Annotated in this window: 21 protein-coding genes; 6 read left to right on the top strand and 15 right to left on the bottom strand. The window is 62.2% G+C overall.

What is annotated here, in order from left to right; translation table 11 throughout:
• Positions 1-15 precede the first annotated feature (15 nt).
• The 7 genes from HPY64_15965 to alr all read right to left on the bottom strand — a co-directional run bounded on the left by HPY64_15965 (position 16) and on the right by alr (position 6,259).
• Positions 16-2,232, bottom strand: a complete 2,217-nt coding sequence (locus tag HPY64_15965; protein ID NPV68633.1) for a molybdopterin-dependent oxidoreductase — start codon at positions 2,230-2,232, stop codon at positions 16-18.
• Between the two features lie 13 nt (positions 2,233-2,245).
• Positions 2,246-2,566, bottom strand: a complete 321-nt coding sequence (locus HPY64_15960) for a hypothetical protein (GenBank protein ID NPV68632.1) — start codon at positions 2,564-2,566, stop codon at positions 2,246-2,248.
• Positions 2,567-2,602: 36 nt separating this feature from the next.
• On the bottom strand, positions 2,603-2,890 hold the full coding sequence (locus HPY64_15955; protein NPV68631.1) for a YeeE/YedE family protein: 288 nt from the start codon (positions 2,888-2,890) through the stop codon (positions 2,603-2,605).
• An 18-nt stretch (positions 2,891-2,908) separates the two neighbouring features.
• Positions 2,909-3,451: a YeeE/YedE family protein gene (locus HPY64_15950; protein NPV68630.1), complete on the bottom strand. Its 543-nt coding sequence runs from the start codon at positions 3,449-3,451 to the stop codon at positions 2,909-2,911.
• Positions 3,448-4,494 carry a hypothetical protein gene (locus tag HPY64_15945; GenBank protein ID NPV68629.1) on the bottom strand — a complete coding sequence of 349 codons (1,047 nt, stop codon included), beginning with the start codon at positions 4,492-4,494 and terminating at the stop codon, positions 3,448-3,450. Before HPY64_15945 ends, HPY64_15950 begins: the two co-directional genes overlap by 4 nt.
• Before the next feature lie 39 nt (positions 4,495-4,533).
• Entirely contained in the window at positions 4,534-4,893 is a 360-nt protein-coding gene (locus tag HPY64_15940) for a winged helix-turn-helix transcriptional regulator (GenBank protein NPV68628.1), read from the bottom strand.
• A gap of 184 nt (positions 4,894-5,077) precedes the next feature.
• On the bottom strand, positions 5,078-6,259 hold the full coding sequence (gene alr / locus HPY64_15935) for an alanine racemase (GenBank protein NPV68627.1): 1,182 nt from the start codon (positions 6,257-6,259) through the stop codon (positions 5,078-5,080).
• A 420-nt stretch (positions 6,260-6,679) separates the two neighbouring features.
• Between alr and HPY64_15930 the strand changes: the two genes are divergently transcribed.
• The 5 genes from HPY64_15930 (at position 6,680) to HPY64_15910 (ending at position 11,909) form a co-directional block, all read left to right on the top strand.
• The gene (locus HPY64_15930) at positions 6,680-7,882 is read left to right on the top strand and encodes an ABC transporter substrate-binding protein (protein ID NPV68626.1); all 1,203 of its coding nucleotides are present in this window, start codon (positions 6,680-6,682) and stop codon (positions 7,880-7,882) included.
• 121 nt (positions 7,883-8,003) lie between these two features.
• A complete protein-coding gene (locus tag HPY64_15925) occupies positions 8,004-8,906 on the top strand; it encodes a branched-chain amino acid ABC transporter permease (protein NPV68625.1) in 903 nt (300 codons plus the stop codon).
• A 459-nt stretch (positions 8,907-9,365) separates the two neighbouring features.
• Positions 9,366-10,451, top strand: coding sequence for a branched-chain amino acid ABC transporter permease (locus tag HPY64_15920; GenBank protein ID NPV68624.1), 1,086 nt, complete (start codon positions 9,366-9,368; stop codon positions 10,449-10,451).
• Positions 10,432-11,205, top strand: a complete 774-nt coding sequence (locus tag HPY64_15915) for an ABC transporter ATP-binding protein (protein ID NPV68623.1) — start codon at positions 10,432-10,434, stop codon at positions 11,203-11,205. Before HPY64_15920 ends, HPY64_15915 begins: the two co-directional genes overlap by 20 nt.
• Positions 11,205-11,909 carry an ABC transporter ATP-binding protein gene (locus HPY64_15910; protein ID NPV68622.1) on the top strand — a complete coding sequence of 235 codons (705 nt, stop codon included), beginning with the start codon at positions 11,205-11,207 and terminating at the stop codon, positions 11,907-11,909. Before HPY64_15915 ends, HPY64_15910 begins: the two co-directional genes overlap by 1 nt.
• Before the next feature lie 77 nt (positions 11,910-11,986).
• On the opposite strand, the gene HPY64_15905 is transcribed toward HPY64_15910, so the two are convergent.
• From HPY64_15905 to HPY64_15870, 8 genes are read right to left on the bottom strand one after another with little or no spacing between them, the layout of a single operon-like run.
• On the bottom strand, positions 11,987-12,439 hold the full coding sequence (locus HPY64_15905) for a Crp/Fnr family transcriptional regulator (GenBank protein ID NPV68621.1): 453 nt from the start codon (positions 12,437-12,439) through the stop codon (positions 11,987-11,989).
• Positions 12,426-12,992, bottom strand: a complete 567-nt coding sequence (locus HPY64_15900; GenBank protein NPV68620.1) for a hydrogenase maturation protease — start codon at positions 12,990-12,992, stop codon at positions 12,426-12,428. The genes HPY64_15905 and HPY64_15900 overlap by 14 nt, the downstream gene beginning before the upstream one ends.
• Positions 12,982-14,448: a Ni/Fe hydrogenase subunit alpha gene (locus HPY64_15895; GenBank protein NPV68619.1), complete on the bottom strand. Its 1,467-nt coding sequence runs from the start codon at positions 14,446-14,448 to the stop codon at positions 12,982-12,984. The genes HPY64_15900 and HPY64_15895 overlap by 11 nt, the downstream gene beginning before the upstream one ends.
• Before the next feature lie 10 nt (positions 14,449-14,458).
• Positions 14,459-15,496 (bottom strand): oxidoreductase, encoded by a 1,038-nt coding sequence (locus HPY64_15890; protein ID NPV68618.1) that lies wholly within the window; start codon positions 15,494-15,496, stop codon positions 14,459-14,461.
• Entirely contained in the window at positions 15,489-15,995 is a 507-nt protein-coding gene (locus HPY64_15885) for a hydrogenase iron-sulfur subunit (GenBank protein ID NPV68617.1), read from the bottom strand. Before HPY64_15885 ends, HPY64_15890 begins: the two co-directional genes overlap by 8 nt.
• A 12-nt stretch (positions 15,996-16,007) precedes the next feature.
• Entirely contained in the window at positions 16,008-18,038 is a 2,031-nt protein-coding gene (locus HPY64_15880; protein NPV68616.1) for a CoB--CoM heterodisulfide reductase iron-sulfur subunit A family protein, read from the bottom strand.
• Positions 18,039-18,064: 26 nt separating this feature from the next.
• The gene (locus HPY64_15875) at positions 18,065-19,030 is read right to left on the bottom strand and encodes a CoB--CoM heterodisulfide reductase iron-sulfur subunit B family protein (GenBank protein NPV68615.1); all 966 of its coding nucleotides are present in this window, start codon (positions 19,028-19,030) and stop codon (positions 18,065-18,067) included.
• A 1-nt stretch (position 19,031) separates the two neighbouring features.
• Positions 19,032-19,601, bottom strand: a complete 570-nt coding sequence (locus HPY64_15870) for a 4Fe-4S dicluster domain-containing protein (GenBank protein NPV68614.1) — start codon at positions 19,599-19,601, stop codon at positions 19,032-19,034.
• A gap of 859 nt (positions 19,602-20,460) precedes the next feature.
• Between HPY64_15870 and HPY64_15865 the strand changes: the two genes are divergently transcribed.
• A complete protein-coding gene (locus tag HPY64_15865) occupies positions 20,461-20,853 on the top strand; it encodes a heavy-metal-associated domain-containing protein (protein NPV68613.1) in 393 nt (130 codons plus the stop codon).
• Positions 20,854-20,864 lie beyond the last annotated feature (11 nt).

Here is a 20,864-nt window from a genome sequence, read left to right as displayed (position 1 = left end):
CTTCTCTGCCATGGCTTAGGCCCTTTCTACCGTGACAAACGTCTGCGCGAGCGCCTGGCTGCCGCTGACCGGGTCAGTGTAGGTCACGTGCAGATCGCTGGAGCTGACGCCCCGGTCATAGGCAACCTTCAGGCCGCGGCTACGGTGGCCAAAGCCCGGCGCCAGGTACACGCAGTCGGGCCGGATGCCCTCCGTCAGCCACACGCGCACTTCCACCTGGCCCACATCGCTGGTGACGCGCACCAGGTCGCCGTCAGCGATCCCGCGCTCGGCTGCCGCCGCGGGGTGCAGCCACAGGTCCTGAGTGTGGTAATCGACCTGAGTCAGGTAAGCGTTGTTCTGCGTGGCGAACTGGGTATGCTGGCCGACCTTGCCGGTCAGCAGGTAAAAGCGCCCGGCGGGCGGCTCCGGCGGCGCTTCCCAGACCGGCACGGCGGGGAACCCGGCATTACGCAACGTCTCCGAGGCCAGTTCCACTTTGCCGCTGGGCGTGTTCCAGCGGCGCTCGCCGCTCTCTTCCGGCAGCTCTACCTCGAAGTAGCCAACCTGTTTAAACTGTTCCAGAGAGATATTAAACGGCGCGATCTGCTGGCGGATGTAGTCTTCCTCATCCACATACTGGAAGTAATCCCCCAGCCCCAGCCGCTTCCCCAGTTCGCGGTAGATCCACAGCGCGGAACGGGCCTCGCCCAGCGGCTCCACGACTGGCTGGCGGAGGTAAACGCGGTTGCCCACCGGATGCACCGGATCGTACCGCTCCAGATATGTAGCTTCCGGCAGGATGACATCCGCGTACCAGGACGAGTCGTTGAGGATGATGTCGATGGAAACGATGAACTCCAGCTTCTTGAAAGCCTCGATCGTCCTGGCACGGTCAGGGATGCTCATGATCGGGTTCTGGCGGGAGAAGAACCACCCGCGCGCCTGGTACGGCTCCCCGCTGAGCACGGCGTCGCGGATTTCCTGGAACACGCCCAGCTTGAGCGGCACCAGCGGGTACTTCCACGGCACGCCATCCAGCCGCAGGGCGGTAACGCGCGGGTAGGGTGGCTGCGGCGGGACGCCGACCGTCACCGCAGACTCATCAGCGAAGATGCAATCGCCCTGCTCCGGGCAGATGCCGATCAGGGCGTTGAGCACGGCGATAGCTCGCTCCGTCTGGAAGCTGTTGATGAAGTTACTGGTGCGCCAACCAGGGTGAACGAAGGCGTAAGGTTTAGCCGCCGCAAATTCGTGGGCGATACGGTAGATCGTCGCTTCCGGAATCTCGCAGATGGCAGCAGCCCAGCGCGGCGTATATTGTACTGTCTCCGCCGCCAGTTCCTCAAAGCCAACGGTGTACCGCTCGACAAACCAGCTGTCGTACAGCCCTTCGCTGATGATCACGTTGATCAGCGCCAGCAGGAAGGCCAGATCGGTGCCCGGCTTGATCGGCAGCCATTCGCTGGCGTGAGCCGCAGTCTTGGTGAAGCGCGGGTCCAGGGCAACCACGTGCGCGCCCGCTGCAATGCGCTCCATGAGCTGCCTGCTCTCGCTGGTGCTGATACCCTCGAACAGGTTACGGCCCACCAGGATGATGTAATTCATGCCATCGTAGCGGCGGGCTGGCTCCTGGATGCCCAGCGTCAACAGGTGGGCGGTGATCATGGCATTGAAGCACAGGCTGCGCTGTGTGCCATAGTTGGGGCTGCCATAGGCGTTGAGTAGATTCTCAAACAGCGGCTGGCTCAGGTTGTGTGTGCTGGAGAAGATCATCGCCTCCGGGCCGTAGGTGTCGCGGATATGCAACATCTGCTCGGCGGTGAAGTCCAGCGCCTCGTCCCAGGTGGCCCGGCGGAAGCGCCCACTGCCCCGTTCCCCGACACGCATCAGGGGGTAAAGCACGCGATCGGGATCGTAGGTCATCATCAGGCCGCTTTGCCCGCGCGCGCACAGGTTGCCCAGCGAATGCGGGTGATCAGGGTTGCCATCCAGCTTTTCGATGACGCCGTTGCGCACCTTGGCGATCACGCCGCAGCGCCAGACGCACATCTCGCACAGGGTCGGCACCTGATAATCAGCCGTTGGCCCCGGCAGAAAGTGCGTCGTACCAACCCCCTGAGCGTGGGCTGTACCCAGGTCAAAGACGCCGGCCTTGGCCATCGCTGCGCCTGTCCCGGCCAGCGTCGCCCCTTTGATGAACTGCCGCCGGGTCAGCGGCAGGTGTCGCCTTTTGCGTTCTTGATCGGTCATGCGATCCTCTCCCCTAGTCGCCCGTGCCCTGGGTCTGCGCCTCAGCAGCGTCGATCAGGCCGGCCTCAAGCCGTTCCCGCTCGACCGCCGCTTCCAGCACGTCCCGCCGCCGCGCCCGGGTCTTGCCCAGCACGTACAGCAAGAGCAGGATAGCCTCGGCGAACACGAAGGTGAGCAGCAGCGGATCCACGCCGAGCAGGTCCGGCAGCTTGGCATAGGCCAGTTCCGGTCGCCCGGCCGTCAGGAGCCACTGAATCAGATCAGTACGGTAAATCAGGCCGAAGATCAGGCCGCCAGTGAGGAAACCGAGCAAACCCGGAATAAGGTAATCCAATTGGCCGCGAGCACCGCCCGCGATGCAGGTGCCCGGTCAGAACCCGGAGAGGGACATCCCCACGCCAAAGATAGCGCCACCGATCAGGTTCCCGGCCAGTACCGTCGCCGAGACAGCGGTCAGATCCGCCAGCCCGAAGTACTTGAGGGTATAGATGCCGACCATTCCGACTGCCATGCCCATCATCATAAAGCGCAGCACGGTCAGATCGGTGAAGCGGAAGACGTTGGCGATCTTGTAGTAGCGGTTCAGGCCGCCTTTATCCAGCACCCAGCCAAAGACAAAGCCGAGCGCCAAAGCAAGCAGAATATCGCCGACAGACATAGTTTATGCGCCCCCTGTCTAATACCGTTCCCGGTAAACGAGCAGCTGTACAAGCGCCCCGCTAATGAAGATGCCGGGGATGAACAGAAACGCCGCCGGGCTGAGCTGGACGCCACCCGCCAGGGCCAGGCCACTGGTGCAACCGCCAGCAATCCCCGCCCCGATCTGCAGGAAGATGCCGCCGACAAAGGCCACGATCCAGCGCTTGCGTACCGACGGTCCGAAAACATCTTTCCACTGCTCAAGGGGCACCAGCGTCCATTTGAACTTCCCGGCGATCAGCACCGAAGCCAGCGCCCCCAGGAAGATGCCGACCAGCATCCAGAACTGCCAGCCCAGCCCCTCGGTCAGCGGTGGGAAGGTCACCACAAAGAACTGGTTGGCCGGGTCCGAAGCCGTTAGCGGCTTACCAACGATCGCCGCCGCATTGAAGAACGTACCGGATGCACCGGGAGCGCGGTGTGCGAACCACAGGGCAAAGACGTACACCAGTCCCAGCCCTACCCCGGCTACTTCCGGCGACCACAGATCCTTGCGCAATTGCTTCAGCAGCCACTTCATGCCTCAGACTCTCCCCCTAGCTGCTCAACAACGGCCAGCAGCAGCATACGATCCTGGCGCGACAGACCGGACAGGCTGTTGATCAGGGCCGGGTCCAGACGGCTGAGCGCCCGCAGGATTGCTCCACCGTGCCGTGAGTCGGCCAGCAGCGTCTCCAGTGCCCGACGGGTCGGCGCGTCAAGCCGATCCAGATCAACCACCCCGGCGGTCGGAGCAACAGGTGCCGGCGGTGAGGCGACCGGAGTCGGGGCGATCGGCGCAACTACCACCGGCACCTGAACGCTGGCAGCACGCATCTGGGCCGTCAGGGGCATACGCCCGGTGTAAGCGCCGCTGGCTGCCAGCCGCCGCCAATCTGACTCCGGCGGGACGGCGCGCGCCCTGCGCCAGGCTTCCCCCAACCCCTCAAAGCGCCAGACCAGCGCCGCGCCAACGCCCAGCAGCAGCACAGCCATCACCGCCAGGATCAGGTTGCCGACCTGCGATGTATCAAGCTTGCCCAGCACTTCAATCTCATAACGGCGGTTGTAGTCGATCAGCGCACCGCTGGCGTGCCGCTCGCCCGGCGGCGCGATCGGCTGCGGCGGGATATCGGCGGGGTTGGTTGTCGCGCCGCCACCCCCACTTGCACTGCCCCCGCCACCAGATGCCTCGCCGGATACTCCCGCACTCAGGTCAACCCCCAGCGCCACGGCATAGATCCCGGCCTGATCCATGTAGTCCGCCGGATGGCAGGCCTGACAGGAAGCCTGTGGATCGGCCAGCGGGTAGACCATGCCTTCGTGGGCAGCATCCATCGCTGTCGCCTGGATGTTGCCCGCGTGGCAAAAGGCGCAAAAGTCACCGAAAGCGTGACTGATGTGCCAGTCTCCTGACCCGTTGACGGGGTATTCAGCGTTGACCTCATGGCAGTTCTTGCATGAGGTCGCCGAGGAGCCACACTGCGCCGCAGCCGGGGCTGCTGTGACCAGCAGCGTCAGCGTGATCAGCGCCATCCCCCCCGTCAAGAGCAGGAGCCATATCAACGGCTTCGCTCTTCTCATAAATTGACTCCTTATCTATGGCCCTGAAACAGCGAAAGGTCAGGTGTTATCCAGCCCGGCACTGAGCGCGTTGAACTCAGCCAGTTGCGCCTGCTCGGCCAGGCGATCGCGTAGCATGGCCCGCAGCAGATCCAACGCCTGAATGATGCGCTCATCCTTGAGGGTGTAATACACCGTTGCACCGTCGCGGGTAGCCGTGACCAGGCATCGATCGCGCAGGATTTTGAGGTGACGGGAGACGGTCGGCTGGGGCATGCCCAGCTCCTCGGCCAGCTCGCTGACATAACGTCGCTGCCCACCAGCCAGCGCGTACAGGATCATCAGACGCTTGGGGTCGCCCATGGCATGGCACACCTGCCTGTAAAGCAATTCAACTTCCTGCACCAGCTGGGAATCCATAGGCTACCCCCTGGCTCTTGTTCACATAATCGGATATTCGGATTGTCGAATAGTTTTTGGGCGCTGCCGTGTGAGGAATTTCACAGAAAGCTTGTGACAAATGTCACATAAGTTTAATGGTCGGAATTATCGGAATATATCTCTGCCTGTTTTCACCTGCCGCTCGCAGCCCCGTCGCCCGCCCCTACCGCCCCAGCGCGGCCCGCAGCGCCGGATCGTCCGTCCGGTACAGGCGCGGCACACGGGCGGTCAGCGCCGTCACGACCTCGTAGTTGATCGTGTCCGCCAATTGCGCCACCTCTTCCGCGTCGATGCGGGCCGCGCCCTGTTGCCCGATCAACACCACTTCATCTTCAACCGCCACTGCCCCGGCTTCCGAGACATCGACCACGATCTGATCCATGCTCACCCGCCCCAGGATCGGGCAGCGGCAGCCATTGATCAGGACACTACCCCGGTTGGAAAGAACGCGGTGATACCCATCCCCGTAACCAACAGGAACCAGGGCCACCGGCATCGCGCGCGGCGTGGTATACGCGCAGCCATAGCCGATGCTCGCGCCCGCTGGCAGGACGCGCACGCGGGCTACATGGCTGTGGAGCGTCAGCACCGGCTGCAGAGCAACGGGCGGCTCCACTTCAGCGGAGGGGCGCAAACCGTACATGGCAAGGCCGATCCGTACAGCGTCCAGGTGTGTTTCCGGCAGGCTCAACGCGGCGGCGCTGTTGGCAGCATGTCGCAACGGGAAGGCGATCCCCGCCGCCTGAGCCGCCTGCAGCACCTCCTGGAACACGGCAAACTGACGACGCGTATACGTCTGGTCGGCGGCATCCGCCGCCGCAAAGTGGGTGAAGATGCCTTGCAGCCGCAGGCCGGGCAGAGCGGCGAGCCGCCGCAAAAAAGGAACCACCTCTTCCGGCAACAGGCCAAAACGCCCCATGCCTGTATCGACTTTGACATGCACGGCGGCCAACCGCCCGCTGGCGACCGCCCGCGCCGATACCTGTTCGGCGATATGCGCCTCGGTGACGGTCAAAGTCAGATTATGATCCACGCCGACGATTGCCTCGGCGGGCATGGTGTAACCCAGCACCAGGATCGGGGCGGTAATGCCTTCCTGGCGCAATTGCACCCCTTCCATCACCCGGGCGACGGCCAGACACGATGCCCCGGCGAACAGTGCCGCCCGCGCCACCGCCACCGCACCATGCCCGTAGGCATTGGCCTTGACGACGGCGACAATCTGTACCGATGGGTCAATATGGGCTTTGATCGCCCGCAGATTACGCACAATAGCATCCAGATCGACCTCGATGAAAGTTAGCGGAGCTGCTATAGACGGTGAAAAGAACGTTGATTCAGGCATAATGTCCCACCTGCCCGGTAGTAGAATACGGCATGCAAAGCGATCATCACCCCGCCGGAACCGGCAAAACCCGTTTTGACGCACACAAAATTCCTGTACACTAAGCATAGCCAAAACTGCAGGAAATGGATGCCCGCCTGTCCTGTCATGAGCGGGACGCTCCAGCCTACTTGCCGGACACCGGTTCTCCGGGGCGGCAGGGCGATCCATTTCCGATCCGTTCAAGGGCCGTTCGCGGTGCGGAGTCTGGCGCTCTTGTTCTGGCCTTGCTTCCGCCTGCGACCTGCCCCAGTTGAGGTCTTTGCGCCGTGCTCGGCAAAGGAGATTGCCTATTGCTTTTGTCAGGGTAACTGAATGCGCTTCACCGCAGTCAAATAGATCAAGCATTACAAACACCAGCAGAAGGGAGAAGAAAACACTATGCCCAAGCGTCTCGTCACCCTTGCTCTGTTGGTAGCGGTGGTCGTCACCGCTTTCGGCGGCCTGCCTCTGGCGGCCCAGGAGGAGTGTAATTTTGTTGGCGAAGTGGTTATTGGGGTGATTGCCTCGCTGACGGGCGACCGGCCCAAAGTGGGGCAGAGCACCGTTGAAGCAGCCGAAATGGTGGTAGATGAGATCAACGCCGCCTGCGGCCTGAAGATCAATGACGAAAACTACGAAGTAGTCATTCTTGTGGAAGACAGCGAATCTAAGGGCGAGTCGGCGGTAGCCGCCGCTACCCGTCTGATCGTCGATGAAGAGGTGCTGGCCATCATCGGCCCGCAGGCCAGCGTGGAAGCCGTGCCCGCCGGCCAGGTGGCCAATGACCGTGAGACGCCGATGATCAGCCCGTGGTCGACCAACCCCAACACCACCCTGGATCGGCCCTGGGTCTTCCGCGCTGCCTTCCTTGACCCCTTCCAGGGGCCGGTGGTAGCTGGTTTTGTCTCCAAGGAGTTCGAGGCCAAGACGGCCGCCGTGCTCTATGACATCGCCAGCGACTACCCCAAGGGTCTGGCAGAGAACTTCCGCGATGCGGCAGTTGAGGCCGGGATCGAAATCGTCGCTTTTGAGAGCTTCACCACTGGCGACACGGACTTCAGCTCGCAGCTCACCAACATCATCCGCGCCAACCCGGATGTGATCTTCACCCCGCAGTACTACAACGAGGTGCCGCTGATCGTCCAGCAGGCCCGCCAGCTGGGCTATGAAGGCCCGATCGTCGGCAGCGACAGCTGGGGCACGCCCGACCTGCTCACGCTGTGCGGCGAAGCCTGTGAGGGGCTGTTCTTCAGCACCCATTACGCGCCGGACATCGCCACCGATGTCGCCCAGGCTTTCATCAGCCGCTACGAAGAGCTGTACGGTGCCAAGCCGGATGACGTGGCCGCGCTGACCTATGACGCCTTCCAGATGCTCTTTATGGCCATCACTAACGCCCAGTCGCTGGAGCGCGAGGACGTGCGTGAAGCCCTGGCCTCCATCGAACTGTTTGAGGGCGTCACCGGCCTGATGAGCTTCGACGAGCAGGGCGATCCGATCAAGTGCGCGGTGATCATCCAGATCAAGGATGGCGCCTTCACCTACTACGACACCGCCTGCCCGGCTGGCTTCCCACCTGAGACGGTAGAAACCAGCTCGTAACGGCCACTCACGGCGAGCGCCCCGCTGCCTGGTGGGGCGCTCGTCTTCCGTTCCGGCAGCGCCGCTAGGCGGTGGCCGGCTTCTGATCGCCGCGGCACATCCAGCCAACCGGAGAATCGCGATGGACCTGACCTTTTTGCTTCAGCAGTTCGTCAACGCCCTCCAGCTGGGCAGCCTCTATGCCCTGGTCGCCCTGGGTTACTCGATGGTCTATGGCGTGCTGCTGCTCATCAACTTCGCGCACGGCGACATCTTCATGTTCGGGGCATTCCTCGGCGTCTTCGGCTCGATGGTGTTGAAGCTGCCGTTCATCCCGACCCTGATCCTGTCCATGGTGCTGACCGCGCTGCTGGGCGTTACCATTGAGCGCGTGGCCTACAAGCCCCTGCGCCGGGCGTCGCGCCTGTCGGTCGTGATCACCGCCCTAGGCGTCGGGCTGCTGCTGGAAAATGGCATGCTGGCCCTGACCGGCGCCGACCCGCGCAACTACCCCCAGAACTTCATTGTGTCGGAGGTGTACACCATCGGCGGCTTCAGCATCACCAACGTCAAGATCATCATCATCGTGCTGGCCCTGCTGCTCTTCCTGGGCCTGTACCTGATCGTGCAACGCACCAAGTGGGGTATGGCCATGCGGGCCATTTCCTACGACAAATTCGCCGTGCCGCTGATGGGCGTCTCCCAGGATCAGATCATCTCGCTGACCTTCATGCTCGGCACGGGCCTGGGCGCCGCTGGTGGCATCCTGTGGGGCGTTGCCTTCCCCGTCCTCAACCCGTACATGGGCCTGCGGGTGGGCTGGAAGGCGTTCATCGCCGCGGTAGTCGGCGGCATCGGGGACATCCGTGGGGCCTTTGTGGGAGGGTTGCTGCTGGGCTTTGTGGAGATCTTTGTCGTCGCTCTGGGGGAACCATTTGGCATTTCCTCTACCTGGCGCGATCCGATCGCCTTTGCCCTGCTGCTGCTCATCCTGGTCGTCCGGCCCACCGGCCTGTTCGGCGTGGCCCGCCGCCAGAAAGTATAGGAGGGTGTGTCCATGCGCGAACTTCGCGGAAGGCTGGCCCGGCTGATTGCCCCGCTCCGGGAGCGGCTGCGTGACACAACCGTATTCGCCTTTCAGGTGGGCTTCCTGGCGGCGGTGATCCTGGAAAACGGGCTGCGCAACGTCGCCAGGGATGTCGGAGGCATCCGCTTCCTGGAAGAAGGGCTGGGGGATGCGTTTGCCGGCGTGCTCGGCTTCCGCAAGATCCCCAAGTTCTTTGGCCTGGTGGATATCTTTGAGCCGTTTTCCAAGCTGGATTTCTCCAGCATCCTGGCTCTATTTTTCCCTTCGCCGACTATGACGGTCGAGGCTCCACTGCAACAATCCGGCCAGGCCATCGGCGATCTGCTGAGCACATTCGTCAAAGCTCTGTTCTACCAGGGGCCGCGCGAGCCGGGCTTCTTTGACGTCCTGATCCGCGTGACGATCTACGACGTGGTGATGCTGATCATCCCCACAATCCTGATAGCCCTGTTGCTGCGGCGACCCATCGCCCGCTTCCTGCAGAGCATCCCCCGCTGGCTGGGTCTGTTCCTGCACATTGCTGCCCTTTATGTCATCGTCATGCTCTGGGGCGCTGATGGCGGCAGCCGCGAGTTGATCCTGATCTACATGGGCATCAACATCATGCTGGCCATCAGCCTCAACCTGGTCAACGGCTACATGGGCGAGTTCTCGGTCGGCCATGCTGGCTTCATGGCGGTTGGCGCTTATGTCTCCGCCATCCTGACCATGTGGCTCTTCACGGATGAGCGTGTCTTCGGGCCGGCGGTACTGCCGGCGGAATGGGGGATGCCGTTCGGTTTCATCCTGGCCCTGCTTGCGGGAGGGATGGCGGCAGCGCTGGTCGGGCTGCTGGTCGCCTTCCCTTCCTTCAAGACACGCGGCGACTACCTGGCTATCGTGACGCTGGCGGTCAACTTCATTGTCCAGGGCGTGATCAATAATATGGAAGCGATCGGCGGCGCGCGCGGGCTAAACGGCGTCCCGCTGTGGACCAACCTGACCTGGATCTTCCTGTTCGCCCTCCTTTCCGTGATCGCCATTCACAACCTGGTCAAGTCCACGCTGGGCAAAGGGATCATCGCCATCCGGGAGGACGAAATCTCGGCAAGCCTGATGGGCGTCAATACCCGCCACCTGAAGCTGGTGGCCTTCCTGGTATCGTCGTTTATTGCCGGCGTCGCGGGCGGCCTGTTCGCCCATTACCTGGCGTATGTCAACCCCGGCAACTTTGGCATCCTCAAATCCACCGAGGCGCTGGTGATGGTCTACCTGGGCGGCATGGGCAGCATCAGCGGATCGATCGTCGCCGCAGCGATTTTCACGGTGCTGATCGAGGCGCTGCGTCCGCTGGCCGTCCTCAAGTGGGTTGTCGTCCCCCTGATCCTGATCACTCTGATGCTCTTCCGCCCGCAGGGTCTGTTCGGCTTCCGCGAGGTCAGGCTCAACCTGGGCCTGCGGCAGGAAGGCTCTGCTCCGGTCGCTCCGGTCAAGGAGGCGCGCGATGCCACTGCTACAGATTGAGGATCTCACACACTACTTCGGCGGTCTACGGGCGGTCGGCGACTTCAACCTGCAGCTGGAAGAAGGTGAGTTGATCGGCCTGATCGGCCCCAACGGGGCGGGCAAGACCACCGTCTTCAACCTGGTCACCGGCGCCTACCGGCCCTCCAGAGGGCGCATCCTGTTCAACGGCCAGGACCTGGTCGGCATGCCCCCCCATGCCATCAATGCGCTGGGCATCAGCCGCACCTTCCAGACCATCCGCCTGTGGAACCAGATGAGCGTGCTGGATAACATCCTGGTGGCCAACCATCACCGGATCACTTACCGCCTGGCCGACGCCTTCCTGCAGACGCCGCGCTACCGTCGCCAGGAACAGGAATTCCGGGATCAGGCAATGGCATTGCTGCGGCTCTTCCGCCTGGAAGGGCATGCGGACGATCTGGCCAGCAGTCTGCCGTATGGCATGCAACGCCGCGTCGAGATCGTGCGCGCCCTGGCCTCCCGACCCAAGCTGCTGTTGCTGGATGAGCCGGCGGCGGGTATGAACCCCCAGGAAATCGGCGAGTTGATGGACTTCATCCACTGGATCCGCGACGAGTTCAAGCTGACCATCTGGCTGATCGAACACCAGATGCGCCTGGTGATGAACATCTGCGAGCGGATCAAGGTCATCGATTTCGGCGTCACCATTGCCGAAGGCACGCCGGACGAGATTCAGAACGACCCCCGGGTGATTGAAGCCTACCTGGGCGAGCAAGGAGAAAAGGTCTGATGCTGCTGAGTGTCAGGGATCTCTTCGTCTCCTACGGTAACATCCAGGCTGTTCACGGGGTATCGTTCGACGTTGAGGAGGGCGAGATCGTCACCCTCATTGGCGCTAACGGGGCGGGCAAATCCACCATCCTCAACACGATCGCCGGTTTGCTTTCCCCGCGCCAGGGCCAGGTGATCTACGAGGGCGAGGACATCACCCACCTGGAAGCACACCGGGTGGTACAGCGCGGGCTGGCTCTTGTCCCTGAAGGGCGGCGAATCTTTGGCAACCTGACCGTTTATGAGAACCTGCGTCTGGCCGGGTTTCAACTCTCCGGCAGCGAACTGGATCGCCGCATCCGGCGCGTCTTTGAGATTTTCGAACGCCTGGGTGAGCGCCGCAACCAGCTTGGCGATACGCTCTCCGGCGGTGAACAGCAGATGCTGGCCGTTGGGCGGGCGCTGGTTACCGGCGGCAAGCTGATGCTCTTGGACGAGCCATCGATGGGCCTGGCTCCGATCCTGGTGCAGCAGATCTTCGCCATCCTGCAGGAGATCAACGCGCAGGGCACCACCATCCTGCTCGTGGAGCAAAACGCGCACATGGCCCTCAAGCTGGCTCACCGCGGCTATGTGCTGGAAACCGGCAGCATTGTGCTGGCCGGCACCAGCGCCGAACTGGCCGCCAATCCTGAAGTGCAAAAAGCCTACCTCGGCGGCTGAACGTTTGCCCCCGCCAGGAAACAACGGAGGCCAGCCTTTGCCGCTGGCCTCCGTGTCTCTCTGGCAGTATGGGATGCTCAGGGAGTGGCAATGCTGACAAAGCGATTGCGCAGGTCGGCCAGGCGGTTGCCGATCTCCTGGGCCACCCGGCACATCAGCACATAGCCCATTTCGGGCCGCTCTTCCATCAACTTGCGCATCGCCGCGCCCTCAAAGCGGATCAGCCGCGCGCCTGTTGGCGTGTAGGCGCCCAGCGTGTACACCGCTGGCTTGCAGATGGCCGACCAGCCAACGATATCCCCCTCCACCAGTTGATCCAGGTCGGCGTAGGCATTGCGCGGCAACCGCGCCCGCAACTGGATCGTCCCGCGCAACACCAGGTAGAAGGCGTCGGCGCTGTCTTCCTCATGGAACAGCCACACCCCGTCGGCCAGGACCACCTCGTCGCTGATCATGGCCAGCGCAGTGAGAAAGGCGTCATCAAGTCCAGCAAAGAAAGGATACCGGCGCAGAATCTCAGGCGATATCATCGTAGCCTCCCAGCATCGACTCGTTCAGTACCGGGGGGACAGCGTCCGGCGGGCAGCCCAGCGCTTCCAGCACGGTCACCGCTGCCTGCGGGATGGCAGCCAGCACCGGCGGCGTGGGACGCTCGCCGAAGGTCAACACTTCCCGCGCCGTCACCGCCACGATCAGGATGGCGTCATCGGTCGGCAGCGGCACGCCCAGCCGCCGCCCCGCTGCCAGGGCGCCGGGCAGGTCGATGTCATGGGCGGCGGCGCTGTTCAACGTCACCGGCAGGGCTTCCGCCGTGAAGTGCAATACACGCCCCGGCGCTTCTTCCGGCAACCAGATCGCGTCGATCAGGATCACCCGTTCGCAGCCGATCATGGCCTCCATCAGCCCCAGCCCACCCGTCGCCAGTTCGACCACTTCTACGTTCATCCCGGCAGGCAGCAACCGCCGCACCAGCCGGGCAACGTAGATGCCGACGCCGTCATCAGTCAGGATCGGATTGCCCAGCCCGATCACCCGGACGCCTGCCAGTGGTGTGGCGGCGTCCGGGTGGCGATCAGTCGACATACTGCGCGCGGCGCTCCACCAGCGCACCGGACGAATCGTAGACGAGCACCTCCAGCGGCATCTGCCCCGGCAGGGAATGTGTGGCGCAGCTCAGGCACGGGTCATAGCTGCGGAAGGCCATCTCGATCCGGTTGAGGATGCCATCATTGACCACCCCGCCCCGGATCATGGCTTTGGCCGCCTTCTTGATGCTGTAGGTGATAGGCGCGTTGTTGTTGGTCGTACCGACGATCAGGTTGACACGGGTCAGGATGCCTTTCTCGTCAGTTTCGTAGTGGTGTGTCAGCGTACCGCGCGGGGCCTCCACCGTGCCGATGCCAACATCCGGTTTTTCCGTTGGAATCTTGCGTACGTTGGGGCTGGTGATCTCCGGGTCAGTGGCCAGTTCCAGCATCCGCTCGGCGGCATAGAGCAGTTCAACCAGACGCGCCCAGTGGGTCGCTAAAGTATGATGCACCGGCTTGCCGCCCAGAGTGGCGTAGAACTTCTCGTAGGCCTCCTGAGCCTTGGGGGTAGCCATACCGTCGGCAACATTCAGGCGGCTGAGCGGCGTGCAGGCGTACATGCCGGAGTCTTTGCCGTCAACAAAGCCCTTCCAGCCCACGTTCTTCAGGTACGGATACTTGAGGTAGCTGTACGGCTCAACATGCTCGGCGATGTGTTTGGTGTAGTCGCGCGGCTCAAAGCGGGCGAACATCTTGCCCTCAGGATCGACCACGGCGATCATGCCATCGTAGAAGTTGACATGGTTGTTCTCGTCCAGCAGGCCCATATAGTAGGTCTTCTGGGTATAAGCATCGCTGACGATCAGGTCGACATAGCCGCTGTTCTTGAGCACGATCTGGTCGAACAGTTCCAGCGACCACAGGGCGAACTCCACATTTTCCCGCGCCACCTGCTCGATGAACTGGCGCTCCGCCTCGTTGATGGCCTTGCTCATGCCGCCGGGCAGGGCTGCCACCGGGTGGATGGCCCGCCCGCCGATGATCTTGATCACTTCATGATTCTTCTTGCGCGTGTTGATCACGCGCAGACCGGCCTCTTTGCCCGCGGCGGCGATCACCCCCAGGATGTTGCGCTGGGCAGCGGGCGCATCTGGCCCGACGACGAAATCCGGCCCGCCCAGGGCGTAGAAGTGCGTGGTGTGGTCGGTGACGTAAAAGGCCGAGTAGAACAACTCGCGCAGCTTCTTGCCAGCGGGCGGCGGATCGACATGATAGAGCGCGTCGAGCGCCTTGGCCGCTGCCATGTGATGCGCTTCCGGACAGACACCGCAAATGCGGTTGGTCAGCCGGGGCATCTCTTCCGCCGGTCGCCCCAGGCAAAACACTTCAAAGCCGCGTAACTCCGGCACCTGGAAGTAGGTATTGGCGACCTCGCCGGCGTCATCCAGGAAGATCTCGATCTTGCCGTGCCCTTCCAGGCGGGTGATGGGGTCAATGGTGATTTGTTTCATCGTCGGCCTCCTAATCCGCCAGTTCAGGCTCAAGGCGCGGGACTTCTGCGATTGGCTCGGCGACCCGGCGCCCATCCTGCTGGCCCATCCGCGTCCGCCGCAGGAAGGAACGCGCCAGGCTGAAGCGGTAGAAGTACCCCGCCGGGTCGGGCAGCGTATCGAGCACGGCGTCGATCTCCTCCGGCGTCTTGGCCTCGATGACCGACGCAACAGCACTGATCAACCGCGCGCCGATATCCTCCACGCCCTCCACCGGGCCGTAGCAGCCCCGGCAGCCCATGTTGACCGACGGGCACAGCGCCCCGCAACCGGCCCGCGTGGCGATCCCGGCGCAGAACAGTCCCTGTTCCAACAGGCAAATCTCCGGATCGGGGACGATCTCTTGGGGTCGGTAGAAGCGGGTGATCTTTTTGACGTCACGCTTGCGCGGACACTCATCACAGACGGCTACATCCATGCCGATCACCGAGCCGGGCGGTGGCAGCTTGTTGGTCAGAATGGCTTCCACCGCGGCGACGACCCACTTGGCCTCCGGCGGGCAGCCAGGCAGATAGTAGTCGACCGGCACAACCTGATCGAGCGTCTTGACCGTATTCCAGAATTCCGGCAGTTCCAGTGTGCCTTCCGGCACTTCCGTCCGGAGTTGCGGCCTCACGCCCTGGGGGTTATCGGTGCTGGGCGAATCCTGGTAGATGAAGCGCAGGATATGCTCGCGATCGGTGAAGTTGGCCAGGCCGGGCATGCACCCTTCATTGGCGCAACTACCAAAGGCCACCAGCACTTTGCTCTTCTGGCGCAGCAGATGGGCCATATGGGCGTTATGGTCGTTGCGGATCGCGCCATTGAACAGGCAGACGTCGATCTCGCCATCGGCCATCGCCTCCACCTCCGCCTGCTTGAAGTCCATCGCGCACGGCCAGAAGACAATGTCAAAAGCCTCCGCCACATCGAGTAGCTTTTCGTGGGTGGCCAGTACCGCGATCTCGCAACCTCCGCAGGAGGACGCCCAGTACAGAGCCAGCTTGGGTTTGCCATTGGTACTAGCCATGTGCGACCTCCTCAAGCGATAGCACCTTCATCTGCGGCACGGGATCTTCGACCGTGTCGCGCCATTCCAGCGGCCCCAGCCGACCCACCATTTCCGTCATGGCTGCCACCTTCTCGGCGAAGATGGTCCCCTGCGCCGCCGACGCCCAGGCTAGCTGGACGCGATCCGGGTGGACGCCGAGTTGGGCCAGCGTCCGCCGCAACAGCGCCATCCGGCGCATGGCTTTGTAGTTGCCTTCCTGGTAGTGGCACTGACCGGGGTGGCAACCCATGACCAGAACGCCATCAGCCCCTTCCCGCAGCGCCTTGAGCACAAACGCCGGGTCCAGGCGGCCGGTGCACATGATCCGGATGTCGCGCAGGGTGGAGGGATAGCCCAGACGGCTGGTCCCGGCCAGGTCCGCCGCCCGGTAGGAACACCAATTACACAGGAAGCCGACGATGATCGGCTGCCGATCGCCCCAGGCGGGATTGAGTTCACTGAAGTTCGTCTTGCCCATATCATCACCCTCCTAGGCCACTTCAACCGGCTGCGGCTCAACGACTGTCACATGGCCATTCCCGGCGTGCACGTCGTAGAGCAGCCCTTCGATTTGAGCCATGATCGCCTCATACGTGAAGTGCTGGCCGCTGATCACCTGGCTGGGGCAGGCTGCCACACAGGTTCCGCAGCCTTTGCACAGCGCCGGATTGACGCGGCTGACCCCCAGGTCCTCGATGTAGTCGATCGCACTGTAAGGACACATGGTATTGCACACCCGGCAGCCGGAGCAGCGCGACTCGTCGATCTGGGCACGGATCGGTTCGATCTCCACTTCTTTCTGGCCGATCAGGCTCAACACGCGGGCCGCCGTCGCTGCCCCCTGGCCAACACTTTCCGGGATGTCCTTTGGTCCCTGGCAGGCCCCGGCGATGAAGATGCCGTCGGTCATGGTCGCCACTGGGTCAAGCTTGGGATGCCGCTCGATGAAGAAGCCAGCGTTGGAACAGCCGATCCCGAACCGATGGGCGATTTCCACCGCATCTTCCTGCGGCTCCATGGCCACCATCAGAATCACCATATCCACCGGGATGCGCCGCTGCCGACCGATCAGGGTGTCTTCCACCTGAATGATCAGCTTGCCCTCTTCGCCCGGCTGACGGGCCGCATCCGTTACCTCGGCCACGCGCCCGCGCACCATGTGCGCGCCTTCCTCCAGGATACGCACATAAAACTCCTCGTAGTCCTTGAAGCTGGCGCGCATATCGATATAGAACTGGTACACCTCAGCCTCGGTGCGCTCCTTGACCAGGTGGGCAAACTTGAGCGCAGCCATGCAGCAAGTCGCCGAGCAGTAGCGGTTAAAGCGATGATCGCGGCTACCAACGCAATGGATGATGCCCACGCTCTTGGGCGTGGTCACGCCATCGCGCAGGACCACCTTGCCACCGGTGGGGCCAGCGGCGTTGACCATTCGCTCGAACTCCATACTGGTGAAGACATTGGCCAGCCGTCCATATCCATACTGCGGAATCTGGCGGGGATCGAACGTCTTATAGCCAGTCGCCAGGACGATGTTGCCAACGCTGAGAACGAGGATTTCATCTTCCTGGTCAAAGCTGATCGCGCCGGTCGGGCAGAACTTCTCGCAAGCGCGGCAGGTGCCCTTTTGGAAGTAGATGCAATTTTCAACATCGATCACCGGGTATTTAGGCACTGCCTGCGGAAAGGGTCGGTACACTGCCGTCCGGTAGCCCAGACCGGCCTCAAAGCCCTCGTCCACCACCTTGGCCGGACAGCGCGACCAGCAGTCGCCGCAGCCGGTGCATACATCGGTGTTGATCTTGCGGGCCTTCTTACGCACACGCACGGTGAAGTTACCAATGTAGCCGTCAACCTGCTCCACTTCGCTGTAGGTCAGCAGGGTGATGTTGGGATGAGTGCCCACGTCGAACATCTTAGGAGTCAGGATGCAGGCGGAGCAGTCCAGCGTGGGGAAGGTCTTGTCCAGCTGGGCCATGTGCCCGCCGATGCTCGGCTCTCGCTCGACCATTATCACCGGGTAACCCGAGTTGGCGATCTCCAACGCCGCAGTGATCCCGGCGATGCCACCGCCAACCACCAGCGTCGTCTCCTTGATGGCCGCCTTAAACGGTTCCAGCGGTTTCAGTTCCAACGCACGCCGCACAGCCCCGGCCACCAGCGCCTTAGCTTTGTCGGTGGCCGCTGCCATGTCGTCGCGGTGAACCCAACTGGCATGTTCGCGGATGTTGGCCATCTCCATCAGGTAGGGGTTCAGGCCGGCGCGGGCCGAGACCCCCCGGAAGGTTGGCTCGTGCATGTGGGGGGAACAGGCCGCCACCACCACCCGTGTCAAGCCCAATTCCTTGATGTCTTTCTCGATCAGCTCCTGGCCCAGGCTGGAGCACATGAATCTGTAATCGCGGGCGACCGCCACATAGGGCAAAGTCTGTGCCCATTGAGCGACCGCTTCCACGTCCACCGTCCCGGCGATGTTATGGCCGCAGTGGCAGACGTAAACGCCAACACGCTCTTCAGTCATGGTTTTACGTCCTTTCCACCCTTACCTCAGCGACGCTGCCGCGAAGGCATCGGCAGGGCGTCTTTGTCGCGTCGCTTGGGCGTATGCCTGGGCGCCTCCGCCGGTACCTGGCCGATCTTGTTCAGCGCGGCCTGCGCCGGCACGATCTCGCTGCCAATGCCCAGCGCCTCCGGCTGCAGGCCAAAGGCCAGGCCCATCATCTGGGTGAAGTACAGAATCGGCAGGTTAAAGGCCGTCCCGAACCGGCGATTGACATTGCCCTGGTAGGCATCCAGGTTAAGCTGGCACATTGGGCACACCGTGACAATCACATCGGTCTGGTAAGCAGCGGCGTTGTCCAGGATCTGGCGGAGCAGTTCAAACGCCGTCTCCTCGCTGATCTGGGTCATGTGCCCGCCGCAGCAGTGGGACTTCATGGGAAAGTCCACCACCGTTGCTCCCAGCACTTCCAGCAACTGATCCATGTGCGTTGGATACTCCGGATCGTTATCGCCAAACGGGCGCACGATCAGGCAGCCGTAGTAGGGCGCCACGCGCAGCCCGGCCAGCGGGCGGGTAACCCTGGCCGCGATCGCCTCGTAGCCGACGTCATCAATGATGACATCGAGCAGGTGGCGGACGTGCAGCGTCCCTGGCTCGTAGTGCAACCCCCCGGCCGCCAGCGCCCGGTTTACCTGTTCCTTGAGCTTTGGCTCCAGGCGCATGTGGTCATCGGTTTTGCGCAGGTTCAGGTAACACGCGCTGCAGGGGGCAACCAGTTCGTGTGTCGGCTGTGCAGCAGCAATGGCCAGGTTACGAGCCACCAGGCTATAGGCTGGTAACTTGTTCAGGCTGAAGTACTCAGTCGCGCCGCAGCAGTTCCAGTCGTCGACTTCCACAAAATGCAACCCCAGGCGCTCAATCACGGCCATGGCCGAGCGCTCATACGCCCCTGCCGAGGCTTTCAACGAGCAGCCAGGATAATAAGCGTACTGTCCATTCGGTGGTGTCACCTCACACCTCCTGCTGCGCAGCGATGCGCTTGGCCTCGGTGAGGATGGCTGTGAGTTGCGGCATGTTGCGGATGGATTCCGGCAGCGGGCTGAGCCGCCCCTTGAGCATCATCTGCAAACCCAGGCTGCCCTTGCTGACCATCTTCAGCGGGTTGTGGGTCAGGTGGTAGCGCGTCGCCAGGCCAAGCTCAAAGCTGCGCCCAAAGCGTTCTACCATCCCGATAAAGCTGCTGGAAAAATCGACATGGCCGCTTTCCCGGTACTTGCCGCGCGCAATAGCCATCTGTTTGAGCGTATACATCAGGTCGGTGATGGGGATTTGCTGGGGGCAGCGCACGGTGCAGTAGTAGCAGGAGACGCAGTGCCAGGGTGTATTGCTGCTGAGCACCTCGTCTTCCATGCCGGCCATGATCATGGCAAACAACTGGCGGGGAGTGTGTTCCATGTCCGGGCCGGACGGACACGATCCGCCGCAGGAACCGCACTGCAGGCACTGCGCCAGGCTCTTCCCTCCTGGCGTGGCATTCACCACACGCTGGTAAAACGTCCTGCCGTTGGGTCCTTCGGGCATGTGGCAGCCTCCTTCTGTTGCTTCCCGGCTATTCCCTGCCCAGGGGCCGGAAGACCTTGGGCGCACCCGACCACAGCTTCAACCGGGTGGTGCCCGGGGGCGAAACCGTAGTCCCTAAGGCCAGCGTGATCACCAACCGTGGCGGCAAAGGGACAGCGAAGGATGGCTGGTATTCAGTTAGCCTGTCCAAAGCGGGCCTACGTGACGACAAACCGCTGCGAGGAGGGCAATGGCGGCGGCAATGAAGCGATGAGCAGGAGGAACTCCTGTCCCGACGCTGGTGAAACGGTCTACACACATTGCTATGGCTGACACACTCATTCCCATTATAGGAGTAAAAAGGTAAAAGATTGTGAATGCATTCACAATTCATGCCATATTCGATGAGATTTTGTATATATTGTACAATAAGCATTTGTGCCAGAATCACCCTTCTAGTGAGCATATCTGGGCAAATTATATAAATTAACACATAATATAATATAATATATTATGAGTATAATGATAATCTATTCCTATGCAAAAGGTTGCTCCGAGGCGATAAACAGGCTCACCGCCCCCTACCCGCGACCAGATCTCCCGGCTGAAGCCTGCCCGACGCCACCTGCATCAGGCGCCATTTCGGGCCGATTTTGACGTGATATTTTTCACTTGACAGCACCGGTCAAAAAAAAGGAACATATAAAAAACCGCAAACCCAGTGCTACCCGACGGTTCACCGCCCCCTCCACCGCAGCCAGACCGCCGTCTGTTGTTATCGTCCCGTAGTCTCAGCGTCCAGGGCAACCTGTCACGACCGGTCTGCCCGCTTTCCGCCAGAATGTATCGACCGCCAAGTGAGTACAGAAAGCAAGCGCCCATGACTCAACTGACCCTTTCCCTGCCCGCCATGTATGGTGATCACCATGTCACCGAAGTGCGACGCATTCTGCTGGCGCTCCCCGGTATCCACCGTGTGTACGCCAGCAGTTGCTTTCAACTGGTTGAAGTGGATTACGACCCGGAGGCGGTGACGGAGGCGGTGATCACCGCCGCGCTGGAAGAGGCCGGTTACCTGCAGGCCCCCGAAATTCCTGCGGAGCTTGACCAAGCCCCTTACGGGCGCGACGACGACACGACGTTCTTCCGCCACACTGCCGCCTACCAGCAGACCCACAAAGTGGTCGGCTTTGCCCAGCAAACCCCCACCCCGGCGCGCCCTCTCTGGCCGTGTCCGGGGATTGGGGTCGTTCGCCGGACAAACGAGGAATAGGGGACACTGAC

This window comes from Anaerolineae bacterium (assembly GCA_013178165.1).
Taxonomy (GTDB): domain Bacteria; phylum Chloroflexota; class Anaerolineae; order Aggregatilineales; family Ch27; genus Ch27.
This window is presented reverse-complemented; position numbering and strand designations above follow the sequence as displayed.